Below are 25,436 nucleotides of genomic sequence, written 5' to 3'. Positions count from 1 at the left end.
CTTCGCTTTTGCGTATTTTGATGTGGGGTTACACCTCGACTACTCGGGTTCCGTGTTCCCACCCCTCTTCACGTGTGGCCCGCTCTTGGTGCGGCTCGTGATGGGACCCCACCGCCGAGCCGCCCAAACCAAGCAACAGGCAGCCGCTCTACGCAGCAGGCGTGCCATCAACCCGCCCACAGCGCTGGCCCCCTGATCAGATTGCCGGGGGTCTGGGGGCAGAGCCCCCAGGGGAAGCACGCAACAGGCGCCCGCCCACGACAAGGCACCACCAACGCAACAGGCGCGCCACAAACGCCCCAAGCCCAAGCTGACGCAGGCGTCCCCCCGAATCGGGAACCCCTACATCTCAACCTACTCAGCAGGTCCGACATCCTCCGGCAACCGATGCCGAGACCCCACCGGCACGACCAACGGCGTCCCGGAAACCGGATCCTCGACAACCCGAGCATCCAACCCGAACACCTCCAACAACATCTCCTCGGTCAACACCTCGGCGGGCGTCCCGGAAGCCACCACCCGCCCACCCCGCATCGCAACCACATGATCCGCATACCGAGCAGCCAAGTTCAGGTCGTGCAACACCATCACCACAGTCCGCCCCATAGAGGCGTGCAACTCCTGCACCAAATCCAGCACATCGATCTGATGCGCAAGATCCAGATAAGTGGTGGGCTCGTCCAACAGCAACAGATCGGTCCCCTGCGCAAGAGCCATGGAAATCCAGGCCCGCTGCCGCTGCCCCCCGGACAACTCGTCCACGGTCCGATCAGCCAGATCGAGAATCCCGGTCATCTCCAACGCGGCGTCGACAGCGGCCGCGTCATCAGAAGACCACTGCCGGTACCAGGCCTGATGAGGATGCCGCCCGCGCGCGACAAGATCCGCGACCGTCAACCCCTCCGGCGCGGCAGGCGACTGCGGCAACATCCCCAGCACCCGGGCAACGTCGCGAGTGGACATCGAGGAGATCTTCTGCCCGTCCAGCAGCACCGCACCGGACCGCGCGGGCAGCAACCGCCCGAGAGCCTTCAGCAGGGTCGACTTGCCGCACCCGTTCGGGCCGATCACCGCGGTCACGGTGCCGTCCAGGACGGACAGGTCCAGCGAGTCGACGACCAGCCGCTCCCCGTAGCCGACGGACAGCGACGAAGCCTCAAGACGCACACTCATACCCGCGCCTCCCGGCGGCTTCGGATCAACAGGAACATCAGGTAGGGCGCGCCGAGCACGGCGGTGACGACACCGACCGGCAGTTCGGTCTTGTAGATCGTGCGCGCGACCAGGTCCGAGAGCATGACCAGCGCGCCGCCGACCACCACCGAGCCGAACAACGGCGGCTGGGCCGTGCCCGACAGCCTCAACGCGATCTGCGGTGCGGCCAGGGCCACGAAGGCGATCGGGCCCGCGCCGGCGGTGGCGACGGAGGCCAGCACGATCGCCACGATGATCAGGAACGACCGGGCGGCGTCGACCCGGATGCCCAGGCCGCGTGCGGTCTGGTCGTCGAACTGCAGGGCGCCCAGCACGTGGCCGCCGATCAGGGCCGTCGGGATGAGCACCGCCAGCGCGATCCCGACGGGCACGACGTGTTCCCAGCCGCGGCCGTTCAGGGAGCCGGTGATCCACACCATCGCGCGGCCCGCGTCCAGGACGTCGCCGACGGTCAGCAGGTAGTGCGTGAAGGAGCTGGCGACGGCGGTGATGCCGATGCCGACCAGCACCATCCGGAAGCCCTCGATGCCCTGCCGCCACGCGAGGCCGTAGACCAGCAGGCCGGCGAACAACCCACCCAGCAGGGCCGCCAGCGGGACGCCGACCGACGCCGCGCTGCCGGTCACCACGCCCAGGCTGCCCGCGAAGGTGATCACCGTGACCGCGCCGACGCCCGCGCCCCAGGTCACGCCCAGGAGGTCCGGCGAGGCGAGCGGGTTGCGGACGATGGCCTGGAAGATCGCGCCGGACAGGCCCAGCGCGCCGCCGACCAGCAGGCCGGTCAACGCGCGCGGCATCCGCAGCTCCATCACCACGAACTGGTCGCGGCGGGTGCCTCCGCCGAGCAGCACGTCGACGACCTGGGTCGCGGTCAGCGGGAAGTCGCCGATCATGACGTCGACGACCAGCAAGGCGGCCAGCACCACCAGCGATGCCGCCACCACCAGCAACGGGCGCGGGCGCACCCGGAACGAGGTGGCGCCCACGCGCAGGGAACGCGCCCTGACCTTCACCCCGGCCGTCAAATCTTCACCAGCTTCTTGCGCCGCACCAGGTAGATGAAGAACGGCGCGCCGATCAGCGCCAGCATCACACCGACCTCCACCTCCGACGGACGGGCGACCACCCGGCCGACGATGTCCGCGAACAGGATCAGGATCGCTCCGAGCAGTGCGGAGTACGGCAGGATCCAGCGGTAGTCCGGGCCGGTGATGGCCCTCGCGACGTGCGGCACCACGAGCCCGAGGAACCCGATCGGCCCGCACGCGGCGACCGCCCCTCCGACCAGCAGCGTGATCGCGAAGATGCCCAGCCCGCGCGTGCGTTTGACGTCGACGCCCAGCGACTTGGCCACGTCCTCGCCGAGCGACATGGCGTTCAGCCCGGGAGCGTTGAGGGCAGCGACGAGCAACCCGGTGAGCAGGAACGGCGCCACCTGCGAGAACACCGCCAGGTCACGGCCGGCGATCGCGCCGACCTGCCAGAACCGGAACGCGTCGAGCGACTGCTGGTCGATCAGCACGATGGCGGACACCAGGCCGCTCATCAGCGCGGAGACCGCGGCACCGGCCAGCGCCAGCGTCACGGGCGACGGCCCGCCGCGCCCCGCCGACCCGAGCAGGAACACCAGCACGCTCGCGATCATCGCGCCGGCGAAGGCGAACCAGATGTAGCCCACCAGCGAGCTCACCCCGAGCAGGAAGATCGAGAGCACGACCGACAGGGCCGCGCCGCTGGTGACGCCGAGGATGCCGGGGTCGGCCAGCGGGTTGCGCGTGTGGCCCTGCATGAGAGCGCCACCCACACCGAGCGCGATGCCCACCGCGACGCCGAGCAACGTCCGCGGGATCCGCAGTTCGCGGATCACCACGTCGTCCTCGACACCGGTCGGCGTGAAGAGACCGTGCCAGACCCCGGACAGCGGGATCTCCTTCGAGCCGATCGCGATGCTCGCCACGCACACGGCGACCAGCACGACCAGCAGCAAGAGCAGGCCCAACGACCTACGCCCCAAGGCCCACCCTCCTCGACCAGATCAGGAGAGGTAAGCCTAACCGAACCGCCTGGTAGGACCGAGTCGCAGGGCGCGGGTTCCGGGTCACACCGCCACCAGAACGCGCCCGGGAAGATCGGAAAGGAATATTCGGCGAACACGTTGTCGGATCAACTAAAAAGTCGGCGGCAAGAGCGTTCACCGATCTCGTTTGGACAGCACCGTTCTGCCGGGCGGTAGTTGATCAGTCACTCAAATAGCACGAAGGGGTTCCGAGGAATCTTCCCCGGAACCCCTTCGTGTTTTGCCGAATTTCAGCCCTGCTGGTGGTACGCGTCGAGCACCTCGGCCGGGATGCGGCCGCGGTCCGACACCTTCATGCCCTGCTTGCGGGCCCACTCGCGAATGGCCTGGTTCTGCTCGCGATCCGCCGATGCCGGACGCGCTGCCTTCACCCCGGCCGGACGACCGGGTCCAACGCGCTTGCGGCCACCCGCACGACGTGCACTTCCCACGAAGTCGGCCAACGCGTCGCGAAGTTTGCCCGCATTACCCGAGGAAAGGTCGATCGTGTAGGCGACACCGTCCAGTCCGAACTCGACGGTCTCCTCAGCAGTGGAACCGTCCAGATCGTCGACGAGGGTCACCGTGACCTTCTGCGCCATGCGTATCCTCCAGGACCCCGAATGCGCGGTCACCCGCGTCGCCAACTAAAGCCTTCTGCGAGGCAGGTTAGCGCACGGGTGCCGCATTGCACCTATCGACATCCCGAAAAGTTGCTCATTCAGGGCGAACGAGCGGGAACAAGATGGTCTCCCGGATACCCAGACCGGTGAGCGCCATCAGGAGCCGATCGATACCCATTCCGACGCCACCACTCGGTGGCATTCCGTACTCCAGTGATCGCAGAAAGTCTTCGTCGACCGGCATGGCCTCGTTGTCGCCGGCGGCCGCAAGACGCGCCTGCGCTTCGAGGCGTTCCCGCTCGATGACCGGGTCCACCAGTTCGGAGTAACCCGTTCCCAGTTCGAATCCGCGGACGTAGAGATCCCACTTTTCGGCGACACCCGGCTTGGTGCGGTGCTGCCTGGTCAGGGGCGACGTCTCGACCGGGTAGTCGCGCACGAACGTCGGCGCGTAGAGCGAGTCGCACACCAGGTGCTCCCACAGCTCCTCGACCAGCTTGCCGTGCCCGAACTTCGGGTTCACCTCGAGTTCGTGGCGGTCACAAAGCTTGCGCAGGACCTCGGCCGGCGTCTCGGGGGTGATTTCCTCACCAACAGCATCCGACAACGACTCGTAGATGCTGAGCGTCGTCCATTCACCCGAGAGGTCGTACTCGGAGCCGTCCGCCAACGTGACGATCTGAGAACCGGTCACGGCTTCGGCCGCTTCCTGGATGAGCTCACGCGTCAGTACGGCGTTCGAGTCGTACGTGGCGTAGGCCTCGTAGTACTCGAGCATCGAAAACTCGGGCGAATGCGACGAGTCCACGCCCTCGTTGCGGAAGTTGCGGTTGATCTCGAAGACCTTCTCGATGCCGCCGACGACGCAGCGCTTCAAGTAGAGCTCCGGCGCGATGCGCAGGAACAGGTCGATGTCGAGCGCGTTCGAGTGCGTGATGAACGGACGCGCCGAAGCACCGCCCTGCAGCGTCTGCAACATCGGCGTCTCGACTTCGAGGAATCCACGCCGGTGGAACGAGTCGCGCAGAGAACGAACCACGTTCGCACGGGTCCGAACAGTGTCGCGCGCCATCGGCCGCACGATCAGGTCGACGTATCGCTGACGAATGCGGGTTTCCTCGCCGAGTTCCTGGTGCAGGGTCGGCAACGGGCGCAGCGACTTCGACGTCAGCTGCCACGAGTCGGCCATCACGGAAAGCTCGCCGCGGCGCGAGCTGATGACCTCACCGCTCACGAAAACGTGGTCGCCGAGGTCGACGTCGGACTTCCACTCGGAAAGCGCTTCTTCACCCACACCGGCGAGGCTCAGCATCGCCTGCAGTTCGGTGCCGTCACCTTCGCGCAACGTCGCGAAGCACAGCTTTCCGGTGTTGCGCAGGAACATCACGCGGCCGGTGACGCCGACCTGCTGGCCGGTCTGCGTGTCGGGTTCGAGCTCGGGGTGCGCGTCGCGGACCTCGCGCAACGTGTGCGTGCGCGCGACTTCGACGGGATACGGCTCCTTGCCGGAAGCGAGCAGCCGCGCACGCTTCTCCCGGCGCACGCGCATCTGCTCTGGCAGGTCTTCTTCGCTGGTCACGAGGTTTTGCTTCGGCTGCTCACTCACGCGGAGAAGGGTACGGACACCGGTGAGGCCGAAGCGAACCGGATACCCGTTCCCCGAGCGCACCACGACACCGGCGGGTGACCCGCGCTACGGCAGACGTGCGAATCGGCTCACCCGGAGCCGCGAAGAACGGCCCCAAACCATTCTGGGGGCCGGTCCAGTCACTAAGTTGGGGTGATGGATCTACACGCGAGGCGAGCGGACTCGTTCGGCGCGCAGGCCGAGGCCTACGCCGAACACCGGCCTGACTATCCCGTGGCGGCGATCCGGTGGGCACTGGAGCCGCTGGGCACGACCGAGCGACTCGACGTGCTCGACCTGGCCGCCGGCACCGGCAAGCTGACCGCGGTGCTGTGCGCGGAGGGCCACCGCGTGACGGCCGTGGAGCCCAACGAGCAGATGCTGTCCGAACTGGTCCGCCGCGTGCACGGCGTGCGTGCGCTACCCGGCCACGCGGAGCACATCCCGGTGCCGGACCAGACCGTCGACGCGGTGTTCGTCGGCACCGCGTTCCACTGGTTCGACCAGGAGAAGGCCCTGCCCGAGATCGCACGGGTGCTGCGGCCCGGCGGTGTGCTGGCGGCCATGTGGACCGAGCCGGTCACGGACGTCGAGTGGGTGCGCGAACTGGAGCAGGTCTCGGCGACCAGCGTCGAGTCGCAGCGCAACGACCCGGTGGCGATCACGGCGCACCCGTCGTTCACGCCGGAGGAGCGCGCGCACTTCCCGCACAGCCACCGCCGCAACTCGCCGGAGGCGGCGGTCGCGTGGATCAACACGCACTCCCGCCTGCTCGTCATCGAGGCCGAGGAGCGGGCCGCGATCAACGAGAAGATGCTCGCCTACCTCCGCGAACGCCCGGAGACGTCGAACGGGCCGTTCGACGTCCCCCTGCGCGCGGAGGTGCTCCGGATGGTGCGCGTCAGCGAGTAGCCGCGGGCAGGTTGCGCTCGAAGACCATGCGCAACCCCAGCAGGGTCAGGTCGGGCACGTGGTGCGCGATCGTCGAGGACTCCGAGACCACCAGCGGCGCGAGGCCGCCGGTGGCGATCACGGTCACCGGACCGGGATCGGTCTGCTGGAGCTCCTCGGTGATCTTGCGCACCAGCCCGTCCACCTGGCCGACGAACCCGTAGACGATGCCGGACTGCAGGCACTCCACGGTGTTCTTGCCGATCACGTTGCGCGGCCGGACCAGCTCGACCTTGCGCAGCTGGGCGGCGCGCGCGGCGAGGGCGTCGACCGAGATCTCGATGCCCGGCGCCAGCGCGCCGCCGAGGAACTCGCCGCGCGACGAGATCACGTCGAGGTTCGTGGACGTGCCGAAGTCGACCACGATGCACGAGGTCGCGTAGAGGTGGTGCGCGGCCAGCGTGTTGATCACGCGGTCCGAACCCACCTCCTTCGGGTTGTCGACGAGCAGCGGGACGCCGGTCTTCACGCCCGGCTCCACCAGGATCTTCGGCACGGCGTCGTAGTAGCGGCCGAGCATGACCCGCAGCTCGCGCAGCACCGCGGGCACGGTGGACAGCGCGGAGATGCCGGTGATCTTGTCGGCGTACTCGCCGAGCAGGCCGCGCATGGTCAGCGCGAGCTCGTCGGCGGTCATCCTGGCGTCGGTCCGCATGCGCCAGTCGCGCACGAGCGGGGCCGAGTCGCCGACCCCGTCGTACAGACCGAGCACGATGTTGGTGTTGCCGACGTCGATGGCGAGCAGCACGGTGTGTTCCTCAGTTCTCGGTCTTGATCAACGCGTCCAGCGCGGTCGCTTCCACGGTCTCAGAAGAAGGCGCGCTCGTGGAGCCGTTCACCAGTCCGGACCCCTCGGGCGCGTGCGCCGGGTCGGCACCGAGGTCCACGACCTTGTTGTCGGCGTCCACGAAGACGACGCGCGGCTTGTACGCGCGCGCCTCGGCGTCGTCCATCTGCCCGTACGCGATCAGGATCACGATGTCGCCGGGGTGCACGAGGTGCGCCGCCGCGCCGTTGATGCCCAGCACGCCGGTGCCGCGCTCGCCGGGGATCACGTAGGTCTCCAGGCGCGCGCCGTTGGTGACGTCGACGATGGCGACCTGTTCGCCCGCCAGCAGGTCGGCGGCCTCCATCAGGTCCTCGTCCACGGTCACCGAGCCGACGTAGTGCAGGTCGGCCTGCGTCACGGTGGCGCGGTGGATCTTGGACTTCAGCATCGTGCGAACCATGTCGTTCCCCCTACTCGTCGCCTTCTCCGAGCAACACCGCGATGTTGTCGATCAGGCGGGTGGCACCGACGCGGGCCGCGACCAGCAGCCGCGCGTCGCCGTTCTCCGGCGCGGGGCCGAGGTCGACCCCGCGCAGTTCCAGGTAGTCGAGCTCGACCTCGGGCACCTGGGCCAGCACCTCGTGCGCGGCCTCGAGCACCGCGTCCGCGCCCTTCGAGCTGACGTGGGCGCCCGCGGTCAGCGCGGCCGACAGCGTCACGGCGTGCTGGCGCTGCTCCGGCGTGAGGTAGGTGTTGCGGGACGACAGCGCGAGGCCGTCGTGCTCGCGGACGGTCGGCACACCGACGACGTCCAGCGGGAAGTCGAGGTCCCGCGCCATCTTGTGGATCAGCTGGAGCTGCTGGTAGTCCTTCTGCCCGAACACCGCGTACGTGGGCTGCACGATGTTGAACAGCTTCGCCACGACCGTGAGCACGCCGGCGAAGTGGCCGGGACGCACCGCGCCCTCCAACTCGTCGCCGAGCGGTCCGGGGTGCACGGTCACCTGCGCGCCCTCGGGGTACATGTCCTCGACGGACGGCGCGAAGACCAGGCCCACGCGCTCCTCGCGGCAGATGTCCACATCGGACTCGAACTGGCGCGGGTACTGGTCGAGGTCCTCGTTCGCCCCGAACTGCAGGGGGTTCACGAAGATCGACACGACGATCACCGTGTTCTGCATGACCTTCGCCTCGCGGATCAGCTGGCGGTGACCCGCGTGCAGGGCGCCCATCGTCGGCACCAGCGCGACGTTGCGGCCGGCGGCCCGCAGCGCCTTCACGACCCGGTTGAGCCGCGCGGGATCGCGGTGCACCGTGACGTCGTCCGGGCGGTAGTCGTCCTTGGTCAGTGGCTTCGTCACGTCAGTCCTCGAGAGTGGTGCGAACGTCGTGGGCCGCGTCGGGCTTGAGCAGCCCGGAGTCCTCGGCCCGCTCGGCGGTGCGGCGGGCGAGCACGCGGTAGCTGGGCAGGGTCTCGGGTGCCCGCTGCGCGAGCACGTCGAGGTGCTTGCGCAAGGTACCCGTGTCGCCGCGGGCGACCGGACCGGTGAGGGCGCGGTCGCCGTGGCGCAGCGCGTTGTCGAGCGCGGCGGACAGCAGGGGGCCGAGCAGGCGCTCGGCGTTGGCGACGCCCGCGTTGGTGAGCACGTCGGCGGCGTCCCGGACCAGCGTGATCAGGTGGTTCGCGCCGTGCGCCAGTGCCGCGTGGTAGAGCGGGCGGACGGATTCCGGCACCCGGACCGGGTCCGCGTCCATCTCGACGACCAGGGCCTCGCCGACGCTCCAGGCCACCTCGTCGCCGTCCGCGGCCGTGACGCCGACGCACGCGGCGTTCATCCGCTGCAGGTCCTCGGACCGGCCGGTGAACGTCATGACGGGGTGCAGCGCGAGCGTGAGCGCGCCGAGTTCGGCGGCGGGCCTCAGGACCTCGACGCCCTGCGCGCCGCTGGTGTGCACGACGATCTGGCCCGCACGCAGCGAGCCCGTCGCGACCAGGCCCTTGACCAGGCCTTCCAGCGCGTCGTCCGGCACGGCGAGCAGCACCAGGTCGGCACGTGCGGCGACCTCGGTGGGGTCGGCGAGCGGAACTCCGGGCAGCAGCTCCTCGGCGCGGTTGCGGGAGGCCTGCGAGACGGCGGAGACGCCGGTCACCACGTGGCCGGTCCTGGCCAGCGCGGCGCCCAGCACGGAACCGACGCGGCCTGCCGAGATGACACCGACGGCGAGCCTCGCCGGACGTGGGGTCGCGTCCATGCGACTAACTCCTTCTGACGTTCCAGTCCCGGGCTCGGGTACCAGACGACGCCGCCGAGGGTAGCTCCGCGTTTCGCCCGTGTGCCCGGTCGGTGACCGGTTTCACCGGCGGGCGGCGGCCCTGGCGGCGTGCAGCGTGTCGAGCAGCACCCCGTGGCGCTGCTCGGCGCTCTGACCGGCTGTTCCCTGTTCGATGCGGTGCCGCAGGAAGGCCAGTTCGGTGACCGCGATCTGGTAGCTCCGCACCGCCTTGACCGAGCCCTCGCCGGACTTGCGCTTGACCGCCCGCAGCCAGTTGCGGCGACCGTTCAGGCTCGCGAGCAGCGCGACCTCGCTGTTGGCGATCCATCGGTTCTGCGCCATCGCGGCGAGCTGCCCCGCCACGATCCGCTGTTCCCGGCGACGCTGCCACACCACGATCCCGACCGCACCCGCGAACACGGGGACCATGATCAGGAAGTAGAGGTTGATGAAGTCCGAACCGGTGCCGACCGTGGTCGAGAAGTTCCACAGCGAGTGCAGCCCGACGGCCGCGAGGTAGCCGCCGATCGGCGCGACGACGCGGACCGTGGAGTTGCTCGTGGTCGCCGCGATGCCGACACCGATGCCGGTCATGGCCGTGAAGAGCGGGTGCGCGAACGGCGACAGCACCCCGCGCAGCACGAACAGCGCGATCACGCCGCCGCTCATGTTGCCGAGGCCGTTCTCCAGGAAGACCCGGCCGAAGTACCAGATGTTCTCGGTGAACGCGAAGCCCGCGGCTGTGATGCCGGCGTAGACCATGCCGTCCACGACGCCGTCGAACTCGTGGCGGCGGCGGAGGAACACGACGACGAGGAACACGGCCTTGGTGGCCTCCTCGACGATCGGGGCGCCCACGACGGCGGTGAACGTCGTGCCGTCGTTGGTCAGCAGGTCGCCGAGCACCCTGGACGTCTGGTTGAACGCGAGCGAGCTGATGGTCGCGCCGCACGAGCCCCAGACGAACGCGAAGAGCAGCATCTTCGCCGGTTCCGGCTCCCAGCGGTCGATCCACAGGAACGCGCTCACCACGAACGCGACGGGGATCAGCGCCGCCGCGGCACCGACCAGCAGCGGCTCGATGCCGATGCTCGACGTGCCCAGGGCGAACAGCACCAGCCCTGCCGCGGCCAGCGCGATCAGCGCCACGACGGGGAACAGGACGGTCCAGCGGCGCTGCTCGATGCGCTTCTTCGTCGGCGTCGGCGTGAGGTCGGCGTCGGTCACGGGAAATGACCTTAGATGCACACTTGTCCGATGTTCGACTGGGAAGCCGCTTGGCACGCCGCGCTGTACGGGCCGGCCGGCTTTTTCACCCGCGGCGAGAAGCCCGCCGCGCACTTCCGCACGTCCCCGCTGGTCGGTCCGGAGCTGGCCGAGGCCCTGTTGACGCTGCTGTCGCGGGTGGACGCCGCGCTCGGGTGTCCCCCGGTCGTGGACTTCGTGGACGTCGGCGCGGGCGGCGGCGAGCTGGCGTCCGCCGTGCGGTCGCTCGCGTCCGGCTCTCTCGGCGCGCGGCTGCGGGTGACGGCGGTCGAGCTCGGCCCTCCCGTGGACCTGCCCGGTGTGCGGTGGTCGTCGACGATCCCGCGCTGTGAGGGACTGCTGGTCGGGCACGAGTGGCTCGACGCGATCCCGTGCCCGGTCGTGCGCGGGCCTTCGTCCGATCCGTGGATCACCCGGTGGTGGCCTTCGCTGGGCGACGGCTGGGCCGAGGTGGGGACGCCTCGCGACACCGCCTGGGCCGCCGCGGTGGGTTCGGTGCGCGGGGCGGCGCTCGCGATCGACTACGGGCACCTGGTGTCGTCGCGGCACTTCTCGCTCACCGGGTACCGGGACGGGCGGCAGGTCGAGCCCGTCTTCGACGGCTCGTGCGACATCACCGCGCACGTCGCGCTGGACGCCTGCGCCGACGCCGCCGGTGGGGACTTCGTGCTGGTGTCGCAGCGGGATGCGTTGGCGGCCTTGGGGTTGAGTTCCGAGGTCACCGGTAGCGGGTGGGAGTGGTTGGAGTCCGCCGCTCGGGCCGGGCGGGTCGCGGAGCTGCGGGATCCGTTGGGGCTGGGCGGGTTCGGGTGGTTGCTGCACGGGTGCGGGGTGCCGGTGTCCGCGTTGCTGCCCTCGCTGCCGCCCTGGCGTCCGAATCCCGCCAGCCATTCGGTGGTCTGAGGACGATCGTGGTGGGCATGCGAATCCACACCGTGTCGCCGTCCGAGTCGTTCGCCGATGCCGGGCGTTCGTACCGCGCCTCCGAGCCTGGCGTGCCGTTGCGCTGCTGCCTGCGGAAGTCTTCGGCGGATGAGCCGGTGTGGTTGTTCCGGTACTCGCCGCCGTTCGGGAAGGGGCCGTACGCCGAGGTCGGGCCGGTGTTCACGCACGTCGAGTGCCCCGACTCCCCCGCGCTCGACCGCCTGCCCGCCGAACTGCTCGGCAGCGCCCGGATCCTGCGCTCGTACGACGCCGCCGGCCAGATCCACGACGGCGAGGTGGTGGAGCCCGGGTCGTTCGAGCAGGCGATCGGCCGCCTCCTGGACGATCCCGCCGTGGACGCCGTCCAGGTGCGGAGCCTGTCGCACGGGTGCTTCTTCTTCGCGGTGACCAGGGCCTGAGCCCGGCGCCCCTGCTCGTGAAACCATGGGCCGGTGAGCGAGCAGATCACCGTCGGCGTGGGCGCGGGCGCCCGGTACCTGGGCGTGGACCGCGTGGTCGACCTGGGCCCGCTGCACCCGTCGGCCCACGGCGCCTACCGCCTGCGCCTGACCGTCACGCCGGAGCTGGTGATCACCGCCGCCGAACCGCTGGTCGGTCACCTGCACCGGGGCGCGGAGAAGCTGTTCGAGGTGCGCGACTACCGGCAGGTGCTGACGCTCGCCAACCGCCACGACTGGCTTTCCGCCTTCTGCAACGAACTCGCGGTGGCCCTGGCCGTCGAACGCATGACGGGCATGGACGTTCCTGCTCGCGCCCAGTGGCTGCGCGCGCTGCTCTGCGAGCTGAACCGCCTGCTGGCGCACATGGTGTTCCTGACCCCGTTGTCCCCCAACGCCGCCGCGTACCGCGAGGGCGTGCAGGCGCTGATGGAGGAGGCGTCGGGCGGGCGCATCCACTTCATGTTCAACCGGATCGGCGGCCTGCGCGAGGACGTGCCGGCCGGCTGGACGACCAGGGTCGCGGAGTTCCTGTCCACTGTGGACGTGGGCACCCTGGAGGTCGACTTCGCGGCGCTGGAAGGCCTGGGTGTCCTGCCGCTCGAGGACGCGCTGGCGTACGGCGTGACCGGGCCGATCGGCCGCGCCAGCGGAGTCGACTTCGACCTGCGGCGCGACGACCCGCTGCCCGCCTACCGGTCGCTGGGGTTCACGCCCGTGGTGCGGACGGAGGGCGATGCGGCGGCTCGGGTCCGGTGTCTGCTCGACGAGGTCGTGAAGTCGGTGGAGCTGAGCCGCGCCTGTCTGGAGCAGCTGCCGTCGGGGCCGGTGAACCTGCGGCTGCCCAAGGCCGTCAAGGCACCCGAGGGGTCCGTCTACACACGTGTCGAGGCGCCGTTGGGCACCTCGGGCGTGCACCTGTCGTCGCGGGGCGAGAAGACGCCGTGGCGGCTCAAGCTGCGCACGCCGTCGTTCAACAACGTGCAGGCGTTGTCGGCACTGCTGCCCGGGACGAAGGTCGACGACCTGCCGGCGGTGCTGAGCTCCTTCGCCGTCATCGTCGGCGACATCGACAAGTGACTAGTGCGTGTCCTGTAAGTCATCGGAGCCAGAGCACAATGGCAGCGATGGTGAGTTCGGCCTGGTAGTAGGCGACTCGCTTGGCGTAGCGGGTCGCGAGGTCGCGGAACTGTTTGAGCCGGTTGAAGCATCGTTCGACCACGTTGCGCTGCTTGTACAACTCGGCGTCGAACGCCGGTGGCCGCCCGCCGCGGGCGCCTTTGGCCGCGCGGTGGGCGATCTGGTCGGTGCGTTCCGGACTGACGAACGTGATCTTTCGGCGGCGTAAGGCTTGCCGTGTTGAGGGATGTGAGTAGGCCTTGTCCGCGATCACGACGTCGGGTCGTGATCGCGGACGGCCCGGCCCGTCACGCCGCACGCGGATACCGTCGAGCAGCGCCAGCAGTTGCGGGTTGTCTCCGGCCTGGCCGGCGGTCAGTAGCACCCGCATCGGCAGACCGCGTCCGTCGACCGCGAGGTGGATCTTGGTGCTCAACCCGCCGCGGGACCGGCCGAGCCCTTCCCCGTCGACGGCGAGGGCTTCGACTCCGGCTCCGCAGCCCCCTTTTTCCGGGCTCCCGCCGAGTGTTGATGGGCCCGCACAACGCTGGAGTCCACGCTGATCACCCACTCGACATCGCCGACGGAGTCGTCCTTGACGATCACCTCGTCCAGGATCCGGGCCCAGGTTCCGTCCTTGGTCCACAACCGCAACCGTTCATGCGCGGTCTTCCACGGCCCATACCGTTCGGGCAGGTCACGCCACGGCGCACCGGTCCGCAGCTTCCACAGGATCGCGTTGATCACCTGCCGGTGATCACGCCACCGCCGCCCACCACCCGACACCGGCGGCAGCAGCGGCGCGATCGCCGCCCACGCCCGATCCGTCAACTCACCGCGACCAACCACCGCAGAGAAATACCAGACGCCCAGATCAACGACTTACAGGACAGGCTCTAGTCGTCGCGGCGACGGCGGCGGCGCGGTGCGTCGCCTCCGCCCAGGGACGCCAGCAGCTCGCTGACCGACTTGCCGTCCGCGTGCGCGCCCGACTGGTCTTCCGGCGCGGCCCTGCGGCCCGTCGAGACCACCGGCAGGCGGGTCGACGAGTCCTCGGCCACCCGGCGGCCGGAGACCGGCTCCTCGGCCGGGGCACGGCGGGGTGTGACCGCGGGCAGGCGGGCCGACGACTGCTCGGACGCGGAGCGGCGGCCCACCGGGGGCAGCGACACCAGCGAGTCCTCGGAGGCGGTGCGGCGGGACGGCTGGTCCGCGGTGCGGCGGCCCGTGCTGGGCTCGTCCGGCTTCAGCGTCTCCCAAGAGCCGCTGTCCTGCACAGGGGTCGCGCGGTCGTCGGCCCTGCGGCGGCCTCCGCCGGTCGCCTTCAACGCCTTCGGGTCGATCATCTCGGTGCGTTCGGCCACGCGGGACCGCGGTTCGGGCTTGCGGGCGTCGACCGACTTCGCGACCGCGGCGGGGGCCTTCGGTTCCGGGCGCTGCACGCTCTCGGTGCGCGCCGGCGGCTGCGGCGGGCGCTGCACGCGTTCGGTGCGGTGGGCCTGCGCCTGCACGGGCTGCGCCTTCACGGTCGGCGGCTGCGCCTTGGGCGGCTGGGGCTTCTGCGGGACCTGCGGGGCGGCCGCGTTGCCGAGCCGCGCAGACACGGACGCGGCGGCGGCACCGGGACGGGGCTGCGGGCGGGCCGGTTCCTGCTTCACGGCCTTCACGGGCTCGCGGCGGACCACGGCGGGCTGCGGGCGCGGCGAGTTCCTGGCCGGGTCCGGGCGCACGGGCTCGGGACGGGCCGGCTCGCGGCGGGGGGCCTGGAGCTTGGCGTCGAGGGCGACGCGCTCGATCAGTTCGGTGCGCTCGGACGGTTTCTCGGCGGGCGCCGCGGAGATCATCGGCTTCGCGTTGATGACGCGCTGCTCGGGCGCCGCCGTCAGTCGGGCCGCGGCGTCGGAGGCGAGCGAACGCAGGCGGGTCGACTCGGCGCGCAGCGCCACGCGTTCGACGAGGACGTCACCGCCCAGCAACGCCTGGAGGTTGTCCCGCAGCGCGTGTAAATCGGCGCGCAGGGCCTCGATGTCCGCGCGCGACTCCTCCTCGATGCGCTTGCGGGTCTCCGACTCGATCTCGAGCTCGTACTCGCGGCGCGCGGCCACCTCGCGCTCCAGTTCGAGCTCGTAGACCGACTGGAGGTCGGCCACCTCGTCGTCGCGCTCGGTGACCTGCTTGCGGTACTTCGCGGCGAGGAAGGCACCCACCAGAGCCGCCCACAACGCGGCCACCACGGCCAGACGCAGCATCCGGGCGCTGTCGCTCAGCACGAGCACCGCCGCGGCCACGAGGGCGAGCGCCAGTGCCGCTACCAACAGCAGTCGCCCCGAGCCACGACCGTGATCATCTTGCTCGTCGTCGGTCGACGCGCCTCGCCCGGTCATGCGCACTACGGTACCGCGTAGTTATGTGACTGAGACCTACGGCCGGGTTACTAATCGTTTCCGGAACTGTCGTCCGGGGTCCGGCAGCAGTGCTCGAGCCACAGCGCGGCGGCGGTCAGCGCGACCGCGGCGATCATGCCCACAACGGCCGCCACCAGGTCGTTCGAGGCCGCGGGGAACGAGTCGCGGACGGGGATCACGAAGATCAGCAACCCGGTCCAGGCACCGAACATCAAAGCGCCCAAAACGGACGAAGCCTTCGCGAGTGCGACCGCTCGGGCGGCCGTCAGCGGCTGCACCGGACGAGCGCCCTCGCGGCGCTGGATCCGCGCCCGCAACGAGAACGCGAACACGACCTCCGCGACCGCGATGACGAACAGCGTCGAGCCGGCGAGGACGGGCAATTGCGGCAACGAGTCGTAGGTGAGCCGCAGCAGCAGGTGCGCGAGCAGACCGCCGACGATCGCGACGGCCGCCAGGTCGCGGGAGCTGGTGAACTTCACGCGTCCATCCAACCGGAAAGCACGAGATCGTCACGCCGCCGCACGCCGTCGGCCGAGAACTCCAGTCCCGCAACGGGTCCGCGCCCCGGCAGCACCGCGTCCGGCTCCACGTCGAGCCACGGGATCAGGACCGTTGCGCGCTCAAACGCCCCAGGATGCGGCAGGAGGAGCTCGGGGTGGTCGGAGGTCACCCCGTCCACCGAAACCACGTCCACGTCCAACGTGCGCGGTCCCCAGCGCTTCTCCCGCACGCGCCCGGCGGCGTTCTCCAGCGCCTGGCCGCGCCGCAGCCAGCCCCACTCGTCCACGTCGTCCGCGGACACGATCACGATGGCGTTCAAGAAGTCCGGCTGGTCCTCGACGCCCCACGCCGCCGTCTCGTACACCGGCGACACGGCGGTCACGAACGGCCGCAGCCCGTCCACGACGGACTGCAGGAACGCGAACCGGTCGCCGAGGTTGGAGCCGATCGAGAGGACCGCGCGGCTCAAGGCTTGTCCTTCGGGGGCGCCGCGAGACGGCGCGAGCGGCGGATCGTCACCGACACGTCGTCGAACGTCAGCGGGATCGGCGCGGACGGCTTGTGCACCGTCACCTCGACCGCGTGCAGCCGCGAGTCCTCCATCGCGGCGTCGGCGATCTTGCCCGCCACCGACTCGATGAGGTCGTACGGCTCGCCGCCGACGATCGCCGCGGCCATCTCCGCGAGCTCGCCGTAGTGGTAGGTCTGCGCCAGGTCGTCCGTGCGGGACGCGGACGAGAGGTCCAGCCACAGCGTGATGTCGACGACGAACTCCTGCCCGTCGCGCTTCTCGTGCTCGAACACCCCGTGGTTGCCCCGGACCCGCAGGCCCGTCAACGCGATCCGGTCAGCCATGTCCCCGCCTCCACGCACCGGCGACGGCGACCGCGTCCAGCGACCGGTCGACGTCGTGCACCCGCACACCCCACGCCCCGCCGAACGCGGCCAGGGCCGACACCGCCGCGGTAGCGTCCTCCCTGCCGTCCGGCGGACGGTTGCCGAGCAACGTGCCGAGGAAACGCTTGCGTGACGCCCCCACCAGCACCGGGAAGCCCAGCTCGACCAGTTCGTCCAAGCGCTGCAACAGCTCCCAGTTGTGGTCGCCGAGCTTCGCGAACCCCAGCCCGGGGTCGAGCACGATCGACGACTCCGCGACACCGGCGGCCAGCGCGGCCTCGACGCGCTCCAGCAACTCGGAGCGCACGTCCGTCACCACGTCGTCGTACGTCGCCAGCGCGTCCATCTCCGTGCTGTGCCCGCGCCAGTGCATGAGCACGTACGGAACGCCCGCGGCCGCGACGACCGCCGCCATCTCCGGATCGGCCAGGCCGCCGGACACGTCGTTGACGATCGACGCGCCCGCCTCCAGGGCCGCCGCCGCGACGGACGCCCGCATGGTGTCGACGCTGACCGGCACGCCCTCGGCGACCAACGCGCCGATGACCGGCACGATCCGCGCGATCTCCTCGGCCGGGTCGACGCGCTCGGCACCGGGCCGGGTCGACTCGCCGCCGACGTCGATCAGGTCCGCGCCGCGCTCGAACATCGCGACGCCGTGCGAGACCGCGTCCCGCCGGTCGATGTAGCGCCCGCCGTCGGAGAACGAATCGGGCGTCACGTTCAGCACGCCCATCACGACACAGCGGCCGGGACGAGGCAGACCACTCACCGCGTCCGGCCCCTGATCAGCTCGATCGCCTCCGCCCGCGACGAGGCGGACGTGCGCAGCAGCCCGCGCACCGCGGACGTCGTGGTGCGGGAACCGGGCTTGCGCACGCCGCGCATGCCCATGCACAGGTGCTCGGCCTCCACCACGACGATCACGCCGCGCGGTTCCAGCTTGCGCACCAGGGCGTCAGCGACCTGCGACGTGAGCCGCTCCTGCACCTGCGGCCGCTTCGAGTAGAGGTCGACGAGCCGGGCGAGCTTCGACAGCCCCGTCACGCGGCCCTGCTCGTTCGGGATGTACCCGACGTGCGCGACGCCGTGGAACGGCAGCAGGTGGTGCTCGCAGAAGCTGAACATCGGGATGTCGGTGACGAGGACGAGCTCCTCGTGGCTCTCGTCGAACGTCTTCGCGAGCACGCTGTCCGCGTCGGTGTAGAGGCCCGCGAACAACTCCCGGTAGGCACGCGCCACCCGTGCGGGTGTCTCGCGCAACCCCTCCCGGTCAGGATCTTCACCGCACGCGAGCAGCAACTCACGCACCGCAGCCTCGGCTCGCCCCTGGTCGAAGACCCGCCGCGCGGAGACGCCGGCCTCCCCGTTGCGGGTGAGGCCGGCGTCTCCGTCGAGCTGGTGTTGCTCGGTCACTGCCGCTCGTCCTGGTCGGGCTGCGGCTTCTTCGGCTCCCAGACGTTGTGCGGCTTGCCGCCGGGCACCGTCGCCGGGGTCCACCCGGGCGGGGCGCCGTAGTTCGGCGGACCCGACTGGTTCGAGGGCTGACCGGGCTGGTGCACGCCGTTCGAGCCGTTGGCCGAGGGCAGCTGCTCGGTGGCCGGTTCCGCGGTGGCGGGACCGTCCTCCTGCTTCAGCTCCTCCTCGATCGTGTCCTCGACGACGGGCGGCCACGGCTCGCCGCGCTCCTTGGCGAGCTCGCCGGGGGTCTTGACCGGCGGGATGTCGGACGGCGTGCGGTCACCGAAGTCGTTGAACTGGGTGATGCGCGGCCGCTTCTCGACGCGGGCGAAGATCCGCTCCAGGTCCTTCTGGTGCAGCGTCTCCTTGTCGATCAACTCGAGCGTGAGGTCGTCGAGGACGTCGCGGTAGGTGTTGAGCACCTCGTACGCCTCGGTGTGCGCGGCCTCGATGAGCTTGCGCACCTCCTCGTCGATCTCGTGCGCGACCTCCAGCGAGTAGTCCGCCTGGCGGCCGGCCGAGCGCCCGAGGAACGGCTCGCCCTGCTCCTGCCCGTACTTCACGGCGCCGAGCTTCGCGCTCATGCCGTACTCGGTGACCATCGCGCGGGCGATCTTCGTCGCCTGCTCGATGTCGTTGGACGCACCCGTCGTGGGCTCGTGGAAGACGAGCTCCTCGGCGGACCGGCCACCCAGTGCGAACACCAGTCGCGCGATCATCTCGGACCTGGTCATCAGGTCCTTGTCCTCTTCCGGCACCGAGAGGGTGTGACCACCCGTGCGGCCGCGGGCGAGGATCGTGACCTTGTAGACCGGGTCGATGTCCGGCATGGCCCACGCGGCCAGGGCGTGCCCGGCCTCGTGGTACGCGGTGATCTTCTTCTCCTTCTCGGAGATGATCCGGCTCTTGCGGGCCGGACCGCCGATCACGCGGTCGACCGACTCCTCCAGCGCGGCACCCGTGATGGTGTGGCCGTTCTGGCGGGCGGTGAGCAGCGCGGCCTCGTTGATGACGTTCGCGAGGTCGGCGCCGGAGAACCCGACGGTGCGCTTGGCCAGGCCGTCGATGTCCGCGTCCGCGGCGAGCGGCTTGCCCTTCGAGTGCACGCGCAGGATCTGCTTGCGGCCCTTCAGGTCCGGTGCGGACACCGGGATCTGGCGGTCGAAGCGGCCGGGGCGCAGCAGGGCGGGGTCGAGGATGTCGGGCCGGTTCGTCGCGGCGATCAGGATGATCCCGCCGCGCGAGTCGAAGCCGTCCATCTCGACGAGCAGCTGGTTCAGCGTCTGCTCGCGCTCGTCGTGCCCGCCGCCGAGACCGGCACCGCGGTGGCGGCCCACCGCGTCGATCTCGTCGACGAAGATGATGCAGGGCGCGTTCTGCTTGGCCTGCTCGAACAGGTCACGCACGCGCGAGGCACCGACACCGACGAACATCTCGACGAAGTCCGAACCGGAGATCGAGTAGAAGGGCACCCCCGCCTCGCCGGCGACGGCCCTCGCGAGCAGCGTCTTACCGGTTCCGGGCGGGCCGTAGAGCAGCACGCCCTTGGGGATCTTGGCGCCGAGTGCCTGGTAGCGGCCGGGGTTCTGGAGGAAGTCCTTGATCTCTTCCAGTTCCTCGACGGCCTCCTCGGCACCCGCGACGTCGGCGAACGTCGTCTTGGGCATGTCCTTGGAGAGCTGCTTGGCCTTGGACTTGCCGAAGTTCAGGACGCGGTTGCCGCCGCCCTGGGCGTTGTTCATCATCCACATGAGCAGCAGCAACAGCAGGCCGAGCGGCACGAGGTAGATCAAGATCTGCATCAGGATGGACTCCTGGCTGACCTTGGTCTCGACGGTCGGCTTGTTGCCGGCCTGGTCGAGGACGGTGAAGATCTCGTCCGTCGAGCTGGCCGGGAACTGCGTGATCAGGCGGTTGCTGCCCTCGAAGGTGGTGCCGTCGGTGAGGGTGAGACGGAGACGCTGCTCCTTGTCCTCGATCGTGGCTTCCTTGACCTTGCCGTCCCGCACCTGTTGGAGTGCCTGGGACGTCTTCACGGGGTGGTAGCCCCGCGAGTCGTCAAAGAGAACGGTGAAGACGAAGTACAGCAGCAACACCGCAGCGATCCACAGCAGCGGGTTGCGAAGCAGGCGCTTGCGGTCCATGCACTTACGGCCGGCGGGCGGCCTCGACCCTCCCTGACTTGCGCGTCGGGCAGTGGAAGACCCACATACCGCGTCCGACCAGCCTACCGCCCGCTGGCCGGGTACTGAGCAACCAACGGGCGGGGGCGCCTCCGGGTTCCCGGCGGTGACCCCTGCCACGCATGTTCACGCACTTTGGTTCATCCGGAACAAATACGGCCGTCCAGACGAGTGACGCAGGTCACGCCGTCTCACTACGTTTGGGGGTCACATGTCATCCTCATGCATCCCCCGAGTGTTCCCCCGCCACTCGAAAGAGTGAACACGTGACCGAAGGTCAGTAACTGTATGTCAGCACGTCACACGTCCCCCGGCTTGTTCCGGCGGGTCGCCCTTCCCGTGGCCGCTCTGCTCGGCGTGGTCGCGGCGGCGGGCGTCACGGTCGTGGCACTGCGCGTCACCAGCGGCGCCGACTGCTCCGGCGCCCTGCCGTTGAAGATCGCCGTCACCCCGGCCGCGCTGGACGTCGTGAACGCGGCGGCGCAGGACTACCAGCGGTCCCAGCCCGTGGTGCGCGGCCGCTGCGTCCAGATCCAGGTCGAGTCGCGCAACGCCGCGGACGTCGCGAACGAGCTCCCGACCGCGCAGATCAACCCCCACTCCCTGTGGATCCCGGACTCGTCGATGTGGGCGGCCGAGGCACAGCGCCAGTCCGCCGAGACGGGCCCGGAGGCCCCGAAGCTGGACATCAAGCCCTCGCTGGCGTCCAGCCCGCTCGTGATGGCGGGCTCCGAGCAGGCGATGTCGAAGATCGGCTTCCCGGTCACGCCCGTCTCGTGGTCGAAGGTCGTGGACCCGAAGGTCCAGATCTCGATGAGCGACCCGACGATGACGTCGGAGGGCCTCGCCTCGCTGTTCGTGATCCGCACGCTGCTGGGCAACCCCGACGGCACGCCCAAGCCCGAGCTGGTCGGCACCCTGCTGCGGGTGGGCCGCAGCGCCGTCCCGTCGGTGCGCGACTCGTTCGGCAAGGTCACCACCGACGCGGAGAAGGCGCCGCTCTTCGCCGCCACCGAGCAGTCCGTCGTGGCGAACAACCGCGCGGCGAAGGACAACGCCGTCCTGGGCGCCCCGCCCAAGGAGGGCACGCTCTCGTTCGACTACCCGCTGGTCCGCGTCTCCCGCGCGAACGAGCCGGAGGGCATCGGCGAGGCGGCCGCGGAGTTCGAGAAGGTCCTGCGCTCCGGCGACACCGCCAAGCGCTTCGGCGAGGCGGGCTTCCGCACGGTGAACGGCGCCGCGCCGGCCAAGTGGAGCACGGACGCCGAGGGCGTCCAGGCCGGTGACGTGAAGCTGATCGAGACCCCGAACGCCGACCAGGTCTCCGAACTGCTGCGCACGTGGGGCGCGATCAGCCTCGACATGCGCATGCTGACCGTCATCGACGTCTCCGGCTCGATGATCGAGAAGAGCGGCAACGGCAAGACCCGCGTGGAGGCGGCCACCGAGGCCTCCATGACCGCGCTCTCGATGCTCCCGGACACCACGGCCATCGGCCTCTGGGCGTTCTCGACCGACAAGAAGCCGCCGAACGACTGGATCGAGCTGGTCCCGATCGGCCCGCTCGGCGAACCCCTGGCGGGCGTCACCCGCCGCAAGCGCCTGGAGGCGGGCGCCTCGCAGCTCCCCGGCCTCGTCGGCGGCGGCACGGCCCTGAACGACACGACCCTGGCGGCCTACCGCCACGTGCTGCAGGGCTACGACCCGTCGAAGGTCAACTCCGTGGTCCTCATGACCGACGGCCGCAACGACGACATCTCGTCGATCGACACGGGCGCGCTGATCGAGACGCTGAAGCGGGAGTCCGACCCCGCGAAGCCGGTCCCGATCATCATGGTCGGGCTCGGCGACGAGGTGGACATGGACGCCCTCCGCTCCATTTCTGCGGCCACCGGTGGCAAGGCGTACCAGGCGCCGAACCCGGAGGACATCCGCGCCGTCCTGCTCGACGCGGTGTCGCAGCGGCGCTGCCGCCCGAACTGCTGAGGCGAGAAAACGACAAAGCCGGGCTTCCCGAAGGGGAGGCCCGGCTTTCTTCTTTCAACGCTGGAACGGCACCGAGCGCAGGCCCACGGTCGAACAGGTGCTCTCCCGCTGAGCCCTTGCCCCGAAGCGAAACGCCGGGCCTTCGCGAGGGGACCCGGCGTTTCCGCTGTCCGCTGGAACAGCAATAGCCTCAGCTCGAGTAGACCTTGGGGTCCAGCGTCCCGATGTACGGCAGGTCCCGGTACCGCTCCGCATAATCCAGCCCGTACCCGACGACGAACTCGTTGGGGATGTCGAACCCGACGTACTTGACCGGCACCTCCACCTTCACCGCGTCGGGCTTGCGCAGCAGCGTGCACACCTGCAACGACCGCGGCTTGCGCGACTGCAGGTTCTTCAACAGCCACGACAGCGTGAGCCCGGAGTCGATGATGTCCTCGACGATCACCACGTTTCGGTCCGCGATGTCGCGATCCAGGTCCTTCAGAATCCGCACCACGCCCGAGGACGAAGTCGAGGACCCATAAGACGAAACGGCCATGAACTCGAGCTGCACCGGAACGGGCAGCGCGCGGGCAAGGTCGGCCATGAACATCACGGCGCCCTTGAGCACCGTGATCAGCACGAGGTCGGAGTCACCTTCTGGGTGATCAGCCGCGACCTGCTTGGCGAGTTCGGTGACCTTGTCGCTGATCTCCTGCTCGGTGATGAGCACGGATGCGATGTCGCCGTCGTACACGGACAGGTCCCCTCTGCTTAAGACTGTGGTTCCACAACGAGCCTGCCATGCGCGCGCCGCACGACAAAGCCGCCAGGTAGCCAGACACCGCCCTGACCGCGCCATTCACTCACCAGTGCGTCAACACGGCGCAGGTGCGAATCGGACAGTTCGGGCACGCCTTCGTCGATCAGCCACGTCCTGACCACTCTCCGTCGCAACGCGGCCGGCAACTCCGAGATGTCGTCGACGGCACAGCAGTCGCCGGCGAACGCGGCGGCCAGCGAGTCGAGTGCGTCACAGTCCTCGCGCAACTGGGCCGCCGTGCGCGCCAGCGACGCCGCGACTCCGCCCTGCAGCACGGACTCCAGCAGCGGCAGGACCTCGGTCCGCAGCCGCACGCGCTGGAACGACGGGTCGACGTTGTGCGGGTCCTCCCAGTACGAGATCCCCTGCTCGGCACACGCCGCGCGGGTCACCGACCGCGTCACGCCGAGCAGGGGGCGGCCCCACGGCGCGTCGAAGGCGCGCATCCCGGCGATCGACCTGGGACCGGAACCGCGGCCGAGGCCCAGCAGCACGGTCTCCGCCTGGTCGTCGAGCGTGTGGCCAAGCAGCACCACACCCGAGGCGGGCCGGAGAGCCGCGTAGCGGGCGGTGCGGGCGGCGGCCTCGGGTCCGCCCGGCCCCGTCACGGACACCGGCTCCACGCGCGACACGAGGCCGAACTCGGCGCACTGGCGGGCCGCGGTCAACGCCACCTCGCCGGACTCCGGCTGCAGCTGGTGGTCCACGACGACGGCGGACACGCCGGGCAGCAGCTGACCGACGCAGGCCGCCAACGCGAGCGAGTCGGCTCCGCCGGAGACCGCGACGGTCACGGCCTCCGGCTGGACGAGGTCGAGGAAGCGGCGGACCGCCGTGCGGATCTCGGCGACCGGTCCGTTCACGGCGACACGCGGCGCAGCCAGCTCATCGGCTCGGTGATCTCGGCGCGCGTCGGCAGCGTGTCGGCGGAGGTCCAGATGGCGTTGAAGCCGTCCATGCCGACCCGCTCGACGACGTACGACGTGAACTCCGCGCCCTCCTCGTACTGGCGCACCTTCGCCTCGACGCCGAGCACCGTGCGCAGGATCCGGTCGAGCAGGCCGCCGCCCTTGCGGCGTGCGCTGAAGCGGCTGCGGATGGTCGCGACGGACGGCACGACCGACGGGCCGACGGCGTCCATCACGTGGTCGGCGTGGCCTTCGAGCAAAGTGGACAGTGCGATCAGCCGGTCCAGCAGGACCTTCTGCTGCGGCGACTGGATGAGCTCGACCAGCCCCATCGGACCGTCGCCCTCGCGCAGCTTCTGCCGGAAGTCGCGGAGCACGTCGGTCAGCGGCGCGCGGTCGTCGTCCATTGAGGACAGCAGCGCGGTGACCTGGTCGGAGAAGTACCGGCGCAGCCACGGCACGCCGGTGAACTGCAGCCGGTGCGTGCACTCGTGCAGGCACACCCACATGCGGAAGTCGTCGTCCGGCACGTCCAGGGCCTGTTGTGCGCCAACGATGTTCGGCGCGACGAGCAGCAACCGCCCGGCGAGCTGGTCGGTCGGGCTGAACGGGTCGTACTGGCCGAGCACCCGCGAGGACAGGAACGCGAGCACCACGCCCGCCTGCACCCCGGCCGTGCCCGCCAGCAGGCCCGCCATCGGACCGGTCTGGCGCGGCATCGCGGGCCCGGTGAGCGCGGCGAGGCCCTGCGCGGCGGCCGCGACCCAGGCCGGCCGGTCCACGACCTCGCCCGGCAGCAGCGGCAGGCCCTGGCCGAGCCCGGTCAGCTCGCGGACGTGCACCTCCGCCTGCGGAGCGAGCTCGCGCAGTCTGCCGACGACGTGCTCGGCCTCGTCCTTGCCGATCACCGGACCTGGTCGCACGAGCCGGGTGGCGGTCGAGACCGCGAGGTCCCAGTCCACCGGGCCGAGCTCTGCCTCCGTCGCGCCGTTCACGCTTCCGACG

26 protein-coding genes are annotated in these 25,436 nt (G+C 70.1%); 5 read left to right on the top strand and 21 right to left on the bottom strand.

Annotated features, from left to right (window positions below; translation table 11 throughout):
• Positions 1-354 precede the first annotated feature (354 nt).
• The 5 genes from ABZX02_RS37345 to lysS form a co-directional block, all read right to left on the bottom strand.
• Positions 355-1,173, bottom strand: a complete 819-nt coding sequence (locus tag ABZX02_RS37345; protein ID WP_355305688.1) for an ABC transporter ATP-binding protein — start codon at positions 1,171-1,173, stop codon at positions 355-357.
• Positions 1,170-2,228: an iron chelate uptake ABC transporter family permease subunit gene (locus tag ABZX02_RS37340; protein ID WP_355305686.1), complete on the bottom strand. Its 1,059-nt coding sequence runs from the start codon at positions 2,226-2,228 to the stop codon at positions 1,170-1,172. The genes ABZX02_RS37345 and ABZX02_RS37340 overlap by 4 nt, the downstream gene beginning before the upstream one ends.
• Before the next feature lie 8 nt (positions 2,229-2,236).
• Entirely contained in the window at positions 2,237-3,229 is a 993-nt protein-coding gene (locus tag ABZX02_RS37335) for an iron ABC transporter permease (protein ID WP_355305684.1), read from the bottom strand.
• A gap of 293 nt (positions 3,230-3,522) precedes the next feature.
• A complete protein-coding gene (locus tag ABZX02_RS37330) occupies positions 3,523-3,873 on the bottom strand; it encodes an Lsr2 family protein (protein WP_355305682.1) in 351 nt (116 codons plus the stop codon).
• Between the two features lie 115 nt (positions 3,874-3,988).
• Entirely contained in the window at positions 3,989-5,443 is a 1,455-nt protein-coding gene (gene lysS, locus ABZX02_RS37325) for a lysine--tRNA ligase (protein WP_355305704.1), read from the bottom strand.
• Between the two features lie 234 nt (positions 5,444-5,677).
• On the opposite strand from lysS, the gene ABZX02_RS37320 reads away from it, so the two are divergent.
• Entirely contained in the window at positions 5,678-6,433 is a 756-nt protein-coding gene (locus tag ABZX02_RS37320) for a class I SAM-dependent methyltransferase (RefSeq protein WP_355305680.1), read from the top strand.
• Here the strand turns inward: ABZX02_RS37320 and ABZX02_RS37315 are convergent.
• The 5 genes from ABZX02_RS37315 to ABZX02_RS37295 all read right to left on the bottom strand — a co-directional run bounded on the left by ABZX02_RS37315 (position 6,423) and on the right by ABZX02_RS37295 (position 10,742).
• Positions 6,423-7,220, bottom strand: coding sequence for a type III pantothenate kinase (locus tag ABZX02_RS37315; protein WP_355305678.1), 798 nt, complete (start codon positions 7,218-7,220; stop codon positions 6,423-6,425). The genes ABZX02_RS37320 and ABZX02_RS37315 overlap by 11 nt on opposite strands.
• A 10-nt stretch (positions 7,221-7,230) precedes the next feature.
• On the bottom strand, positions 7,231-7,701 hold the full coding sequence (panD, locus tag ABZX02_RS37310; RefSeq protein WP_355305677.1) for an aspartate 1-decarboxylase: 471 nt from the start codon (positions 7,699-7,701) through the stop codon (positions 7,231-7,233).
• Between the two features lie 10 nt (positions 7,702-7,711).
• Complete coding sequence (gene panC, locus ABZX02_RS37305; protein ID WP_355305675.1) at positions 7,712-8,602, bottom strand: pantoate--beta-alanine ligase; 891 nt, start codon at positions 8,600-8,602, stop codon at positions 7,712-7,714.
• 1 nt (position 8,603) lies between these two features.
• Positions 8,604-9,494, bottom strand: a complete 891-nt coding sequence (locus tag ABZX02_RS37300) for a DUF2520 domain-containing protein (protein WP_355305673.1) — start codon at positions 9,492-9,494, stop codon at positions 8,604-8,606.
• 102 nt (positions 9,495-9,596) lie between these two features.
• Positions 9,597-10,742, bottom strand: a complete 1,146-nt coding sequence (locus ABZX02_RS37295) for a PrsW family intramembrane metalloprotease (RefSeq protein ID WP_355305671.1) — start codon at positions 10,740-10,742, stop codon at positions 9,597-9,599.
• Between the two features lie 30 nt (positions 10,743-10,772).
• On the opposite strand from ABZX02_RS37295, the gene ABZX02_RS37290 reads away from it, so the two are divergent.
• The 3 genes from ABZX02_RS37290 to ABZX02_RS37280 are packed head-to-tail and all read left to right on the top strand — an operon-like array spanning position 10,773 to position 13,243.
• Positions 10,773-11,684 (top strand): SAM-dependent methyltransferase, encoded by a 912-nt coding sequence (locus tag ABZX02_RS37290; protein WP_355305669.1) that lies wholly within the window; start codon positions 10,773-10,775, stop codon positions 11,682-11,684.
• Between the two features lie 17 nt (positions 11,685-11,701).
• Entirely contained in the window at positions 11,702-12,124 is a 423-nt protein-coding gene (locus tag ABZX02_RS37285; protein WP_355305667.1) for a DUF1203 domain-containing protein, read from the top strand.
• Between the two features lie 33 nt (positions 12,125-12,157).
• Positions 12,158-13,243 carry an NADH-quinone oxidoreductase subunit D gene (locus tag ABZX02_RS37280; protein ID WP_355305665.1) on the top strand — a complete coding sequence of 362 codons (1,086 nt, stop codon included), beginning with the start codon at positions 12,158-12,160 and terminating at the stop codon, positions 13,241-13,243.
• 19 nt (positions 13,244-13,262) lie between these two features.
• Here ABZX02_RS37280 and ABZX02_RS37275 read toward each other — a convergent pair.
• From ABZX02_RS37275 to ftsH, 8 genes are all read right to left on the bottom strand, one after another.
• Positions 13,263-14,131, bottom strand: a protein-coding gene (locus ABZX02_RS37275) for an IS5 family transposase (RefSeq protein ID WP_355305663.1) whose coding sequence is annotated in 2 segments (ribosomal slippage) — positions 13,263-13,757 and positions 13,760-14,131 — 867 coding nt in all. Because the reading frame shifts where the segments join, the coding sequence is not laid out codon by codon here.
• Between the two features lie 47 nt (positions 14,132-14,178).
• Positions 14,179-15,666 (bottom strand): DUF6779 domain-containing protein, encoded by a 1,488-nt coding sequence (locus ABZX02_RS37270; protein ID WP_355305661.1) that lies wholly within the window; start codon positions 15,664-15,666, stop codon positions 14,179-14,181.
• 50 nt (positions 15,667-15,716) lie between these two features.
• Complete coding sequence (locus ABZX02_RS37265) at positions 15,717-16,169, bottom strand: DUF3180 domain-containing protein (RefSeq protein WP_355305659.1); 453 nt, start codon at positions 16,167-16,169, stop codon at positions 15,717-15,719.
• The gene (folK, locus tag ABZX02_RS37260) at positions 16,166-16,660 is read right to left on the bottom strand and encodes a 2-amino-4-hydroxy-6-hydroxymethyldihydropteridine diphosphokinase (RefSeq protein ID WP_355305657.1); all 495 of its coding nucleotides are present in this window, start codon (positions 16,658-16,660) and stop codon (positions 16,166-16,168) included. Before folK ends, ABZX02_RS37265 begins: the two co-directional genes overlap by 4 nt.
• On the bottom strand, positions 16,657-17,046 hold the full coding sequence (gene folB, locus ABZX02_RS37255) for a dihydroneopterin aldolase (RefSeq protein WP_355305655.1): 390 nt from the start codon (positions 17,044-17,046) through the stop codon (positions 16,657-16,659). Before folB ends, folK begins: the two co-directional genes overlap by 4 nt.
• Positions 17,039-17,824 carry a dihydropteroate synthase gene (folP, locus tag ABZX02_RS37250; RefSeq protein WP_355305702.1) on the bottom strand — a complete coding sequence of 262 codons (786 nt, stop codon included), beginning with the start codon at positions 17,822-17,824 and terminating at the stop codon, positions 17,039-17,041. Before folP ends, folB begins: the two co-directional genes overlap by 8 nt.
• 32 nt (positions 17,825-17,856) lie before the next feature.
• Entirely contained in the window at positions 17,857-18,504 is a 648-nt protein-coding gene (folE, locus tag ABZX02_RS37245; protein WP_355305653.1) for a GTP cyclohydrolase I FolE, read from the bottom strand.
• A complete protein-coding gene (ftsH, locus tag ABZX02_RS37240) occupies positions 18,501-20,693 on the bottom strand; it encodes an ATP-dependent zinc metalloprotease FtsH (protein WP_355305651.1) in 2,193 nt (730 codons plus the stop codon). The genes folE and ftsH overlap by 4 nt, the downstream gene beginning before the upstream one ends.
• A 327-nt stretch (positions 20,694-21,020) precedes the next feature.
• On the opposite strand from ftsH, the gene ABZX02_RS37235 reads away from it, so the two are divergent.
• Positions 21,021-22,718 (top strand): substrate-binding and VWA domain-containing protein, encoded by a 1,698-nt coding sequence (locus tag ABZX02_RS37235; protein ID WP_355305649.1) that lies wholly within the window; start codon positions 21,021-21,023, stop codon positions 22,716-22,718.
• Between the two features lie 190 nt (positions 22,719-22,908).
• On the opposite strand, the gene hpt is transcribed toward ABZX02_RS37235, so the two are convergent.
• From hpt to ABZX02_RS37220, 3 genes are read right to left on the bottom strand one after another with little or no spacing between them, the layout of a single operon-like run.
• A complete protein-coding gene (gene hpt / locus ABZX02_RS37230; RefSeq protein ID WP_030477529.1) occupies positions 22,909-23,457 on the bottom strand; it encodes a hypoxanthine phosphoribosyltransferase in 549 nt (182 codons plus the stop codon).
• Between the two features lie 17 nt (positions 23,458-23,474).
• Positions 23,475-24,386: a tRNA lysidine(34) synthetase TilS gene (gene tilS, locus ABZX02_RS37225; RefSeq protein ID WP_355305647.1), complete on the bottom strand. Its 912-nt coding sequence runs from the start codon at positions 24,384-24,386 to the stop codon at positions 23,475-23,477.
• The gene (locus tag ABZX02_RS37220) at positions 24,383-25,426 is read right to left on the bottom strand and encodes a zinc-dependent metalloprotease (protein ID WP_355305645.1); all 1,044 of its coding nucleotides are present in this window, start codon (positions 25,424-25,426) and stop codon (positions 24,383-24,385) included. Before ABZX02_RS37220 ends, tilS begins: the two co-directional genes overlap by 4 nt.
• Between the last annotated feature and the right edge of the window lie 10 nt (positions 25,427-25,436).

Source organism: Lentzea sp. NPDC003310 (assembly GCF_040610935.1).
In the GTDB taxonomy this organism is placed as follows: Bacteria; Actinomycetota; Actinomycetes; order Mycobacteriales; family Pseudonocardiaceae; genus Lentzea.
The sequence above is the reverse complement of the archived record's forward strand: the minus strand, read 5'-3'. Positions and strand labels throughout refer to the sequence as shown.

What these genes read in the sequence shown, in the direction of transcription:
- ftsH (WP_355305651.1), bottom strand. Translation starts at nt 20,693, where the DNA reads ATGGACCGCAAGCGCCTGCTTCGCAACCCGCTGCTGTGGATCGCTGCG.
- folP (WP_355305702.1), bottom strand. Translation starts at nt 17,824, where the DNA reads ATGGGCGTGCTGAACGTGACGCCCGATTCGTTCTCCGACGGCGGGCGC.
- ABZX02_RS37270 (WP_355305661.1), bottom strand. Translation starts at nt 15,666, where the DNA reads ATGACCGGGCGAGGCGCGTCGACCGACGACGAGCAAGATGATCACGGT.
- ABZX02_RS37345 (WP_355305688.1), bottom strand. Translation starts at nt 1,173, where the DNA reads ATGAGTGTGCGTCTTGAGGCTTCGTCGCTGTCCGTCGGCTACGGGGAG.
- folB (WP_355305655.1), bottom strand. Translation starts at nt 17,046, where the DNA reads ATGGCTGACCGGATCGCGTTGACGGGCCTGCGGGTCCGGGGCAACCAC.
- ABZX02_RS37235 (WP_355305649.1), top strand. Translation starts at nt 21,021, where the DNA reads ATGTCAGCACGTCACACGTCCCCCGGCTTGTTCCGGCGGGTCGCCCTT.
- ABZX02_RS37285 (WP_355305667.1), top strand. Translation starts at nt 11,702, where the DNA reads ATGCGAATCCACACCGTGTCGCCGTCCGAGTCGTTCGCCGATGCCGGG.
- ABZX02_RS37320 (WP_355305680.1), top strand. Translation starts at nt 5,678, where the DNA reads ATGGATCTACACGCGAGGCGAGCGGACTCGTTCGGCGCGCAGGCCGAG.
- ABZX02_RS37330 (WP_355305682.1), bottom strand. Translation starts at nt 3,873, where the DNA reads ATGGCGCAGAAGGTCACGGTGACCCTCGTCGACGATCTGGACGGTTCC.
- lysS (WP_355305704.1), bottom strand. Translation starts at nt 5,443, where the DNA reads ATGCGCGTGCGCCGGGAGAAGCGTGCGCGGCTGCTCGCTTCCGGCAAG.
- panD (WP_355305677.1), bottom strand. Translation starts at nt 7,701, where the DNA reads ATGGTTCGCACGATGCTGAAGTCCAAGATCCACCGCGCCACCGTGACG.
- ABZX02_RS37300 (WP_355305673.1), bottom strand. Translation starts at nt 9,494, where the DNA reads ATGGACGCGACCCCACGTCCGGCGAGGCTCGCCGTCGGTGTCATCTCG.
- ABZX02_RS37290 (WP_355305669.1), top strand. Translation starts at nt 10,773, where the DNA reads ATGTTCGACTGGGAAGCCGCTTGGCACGCCGCGCTGTACGGGCCGGCC.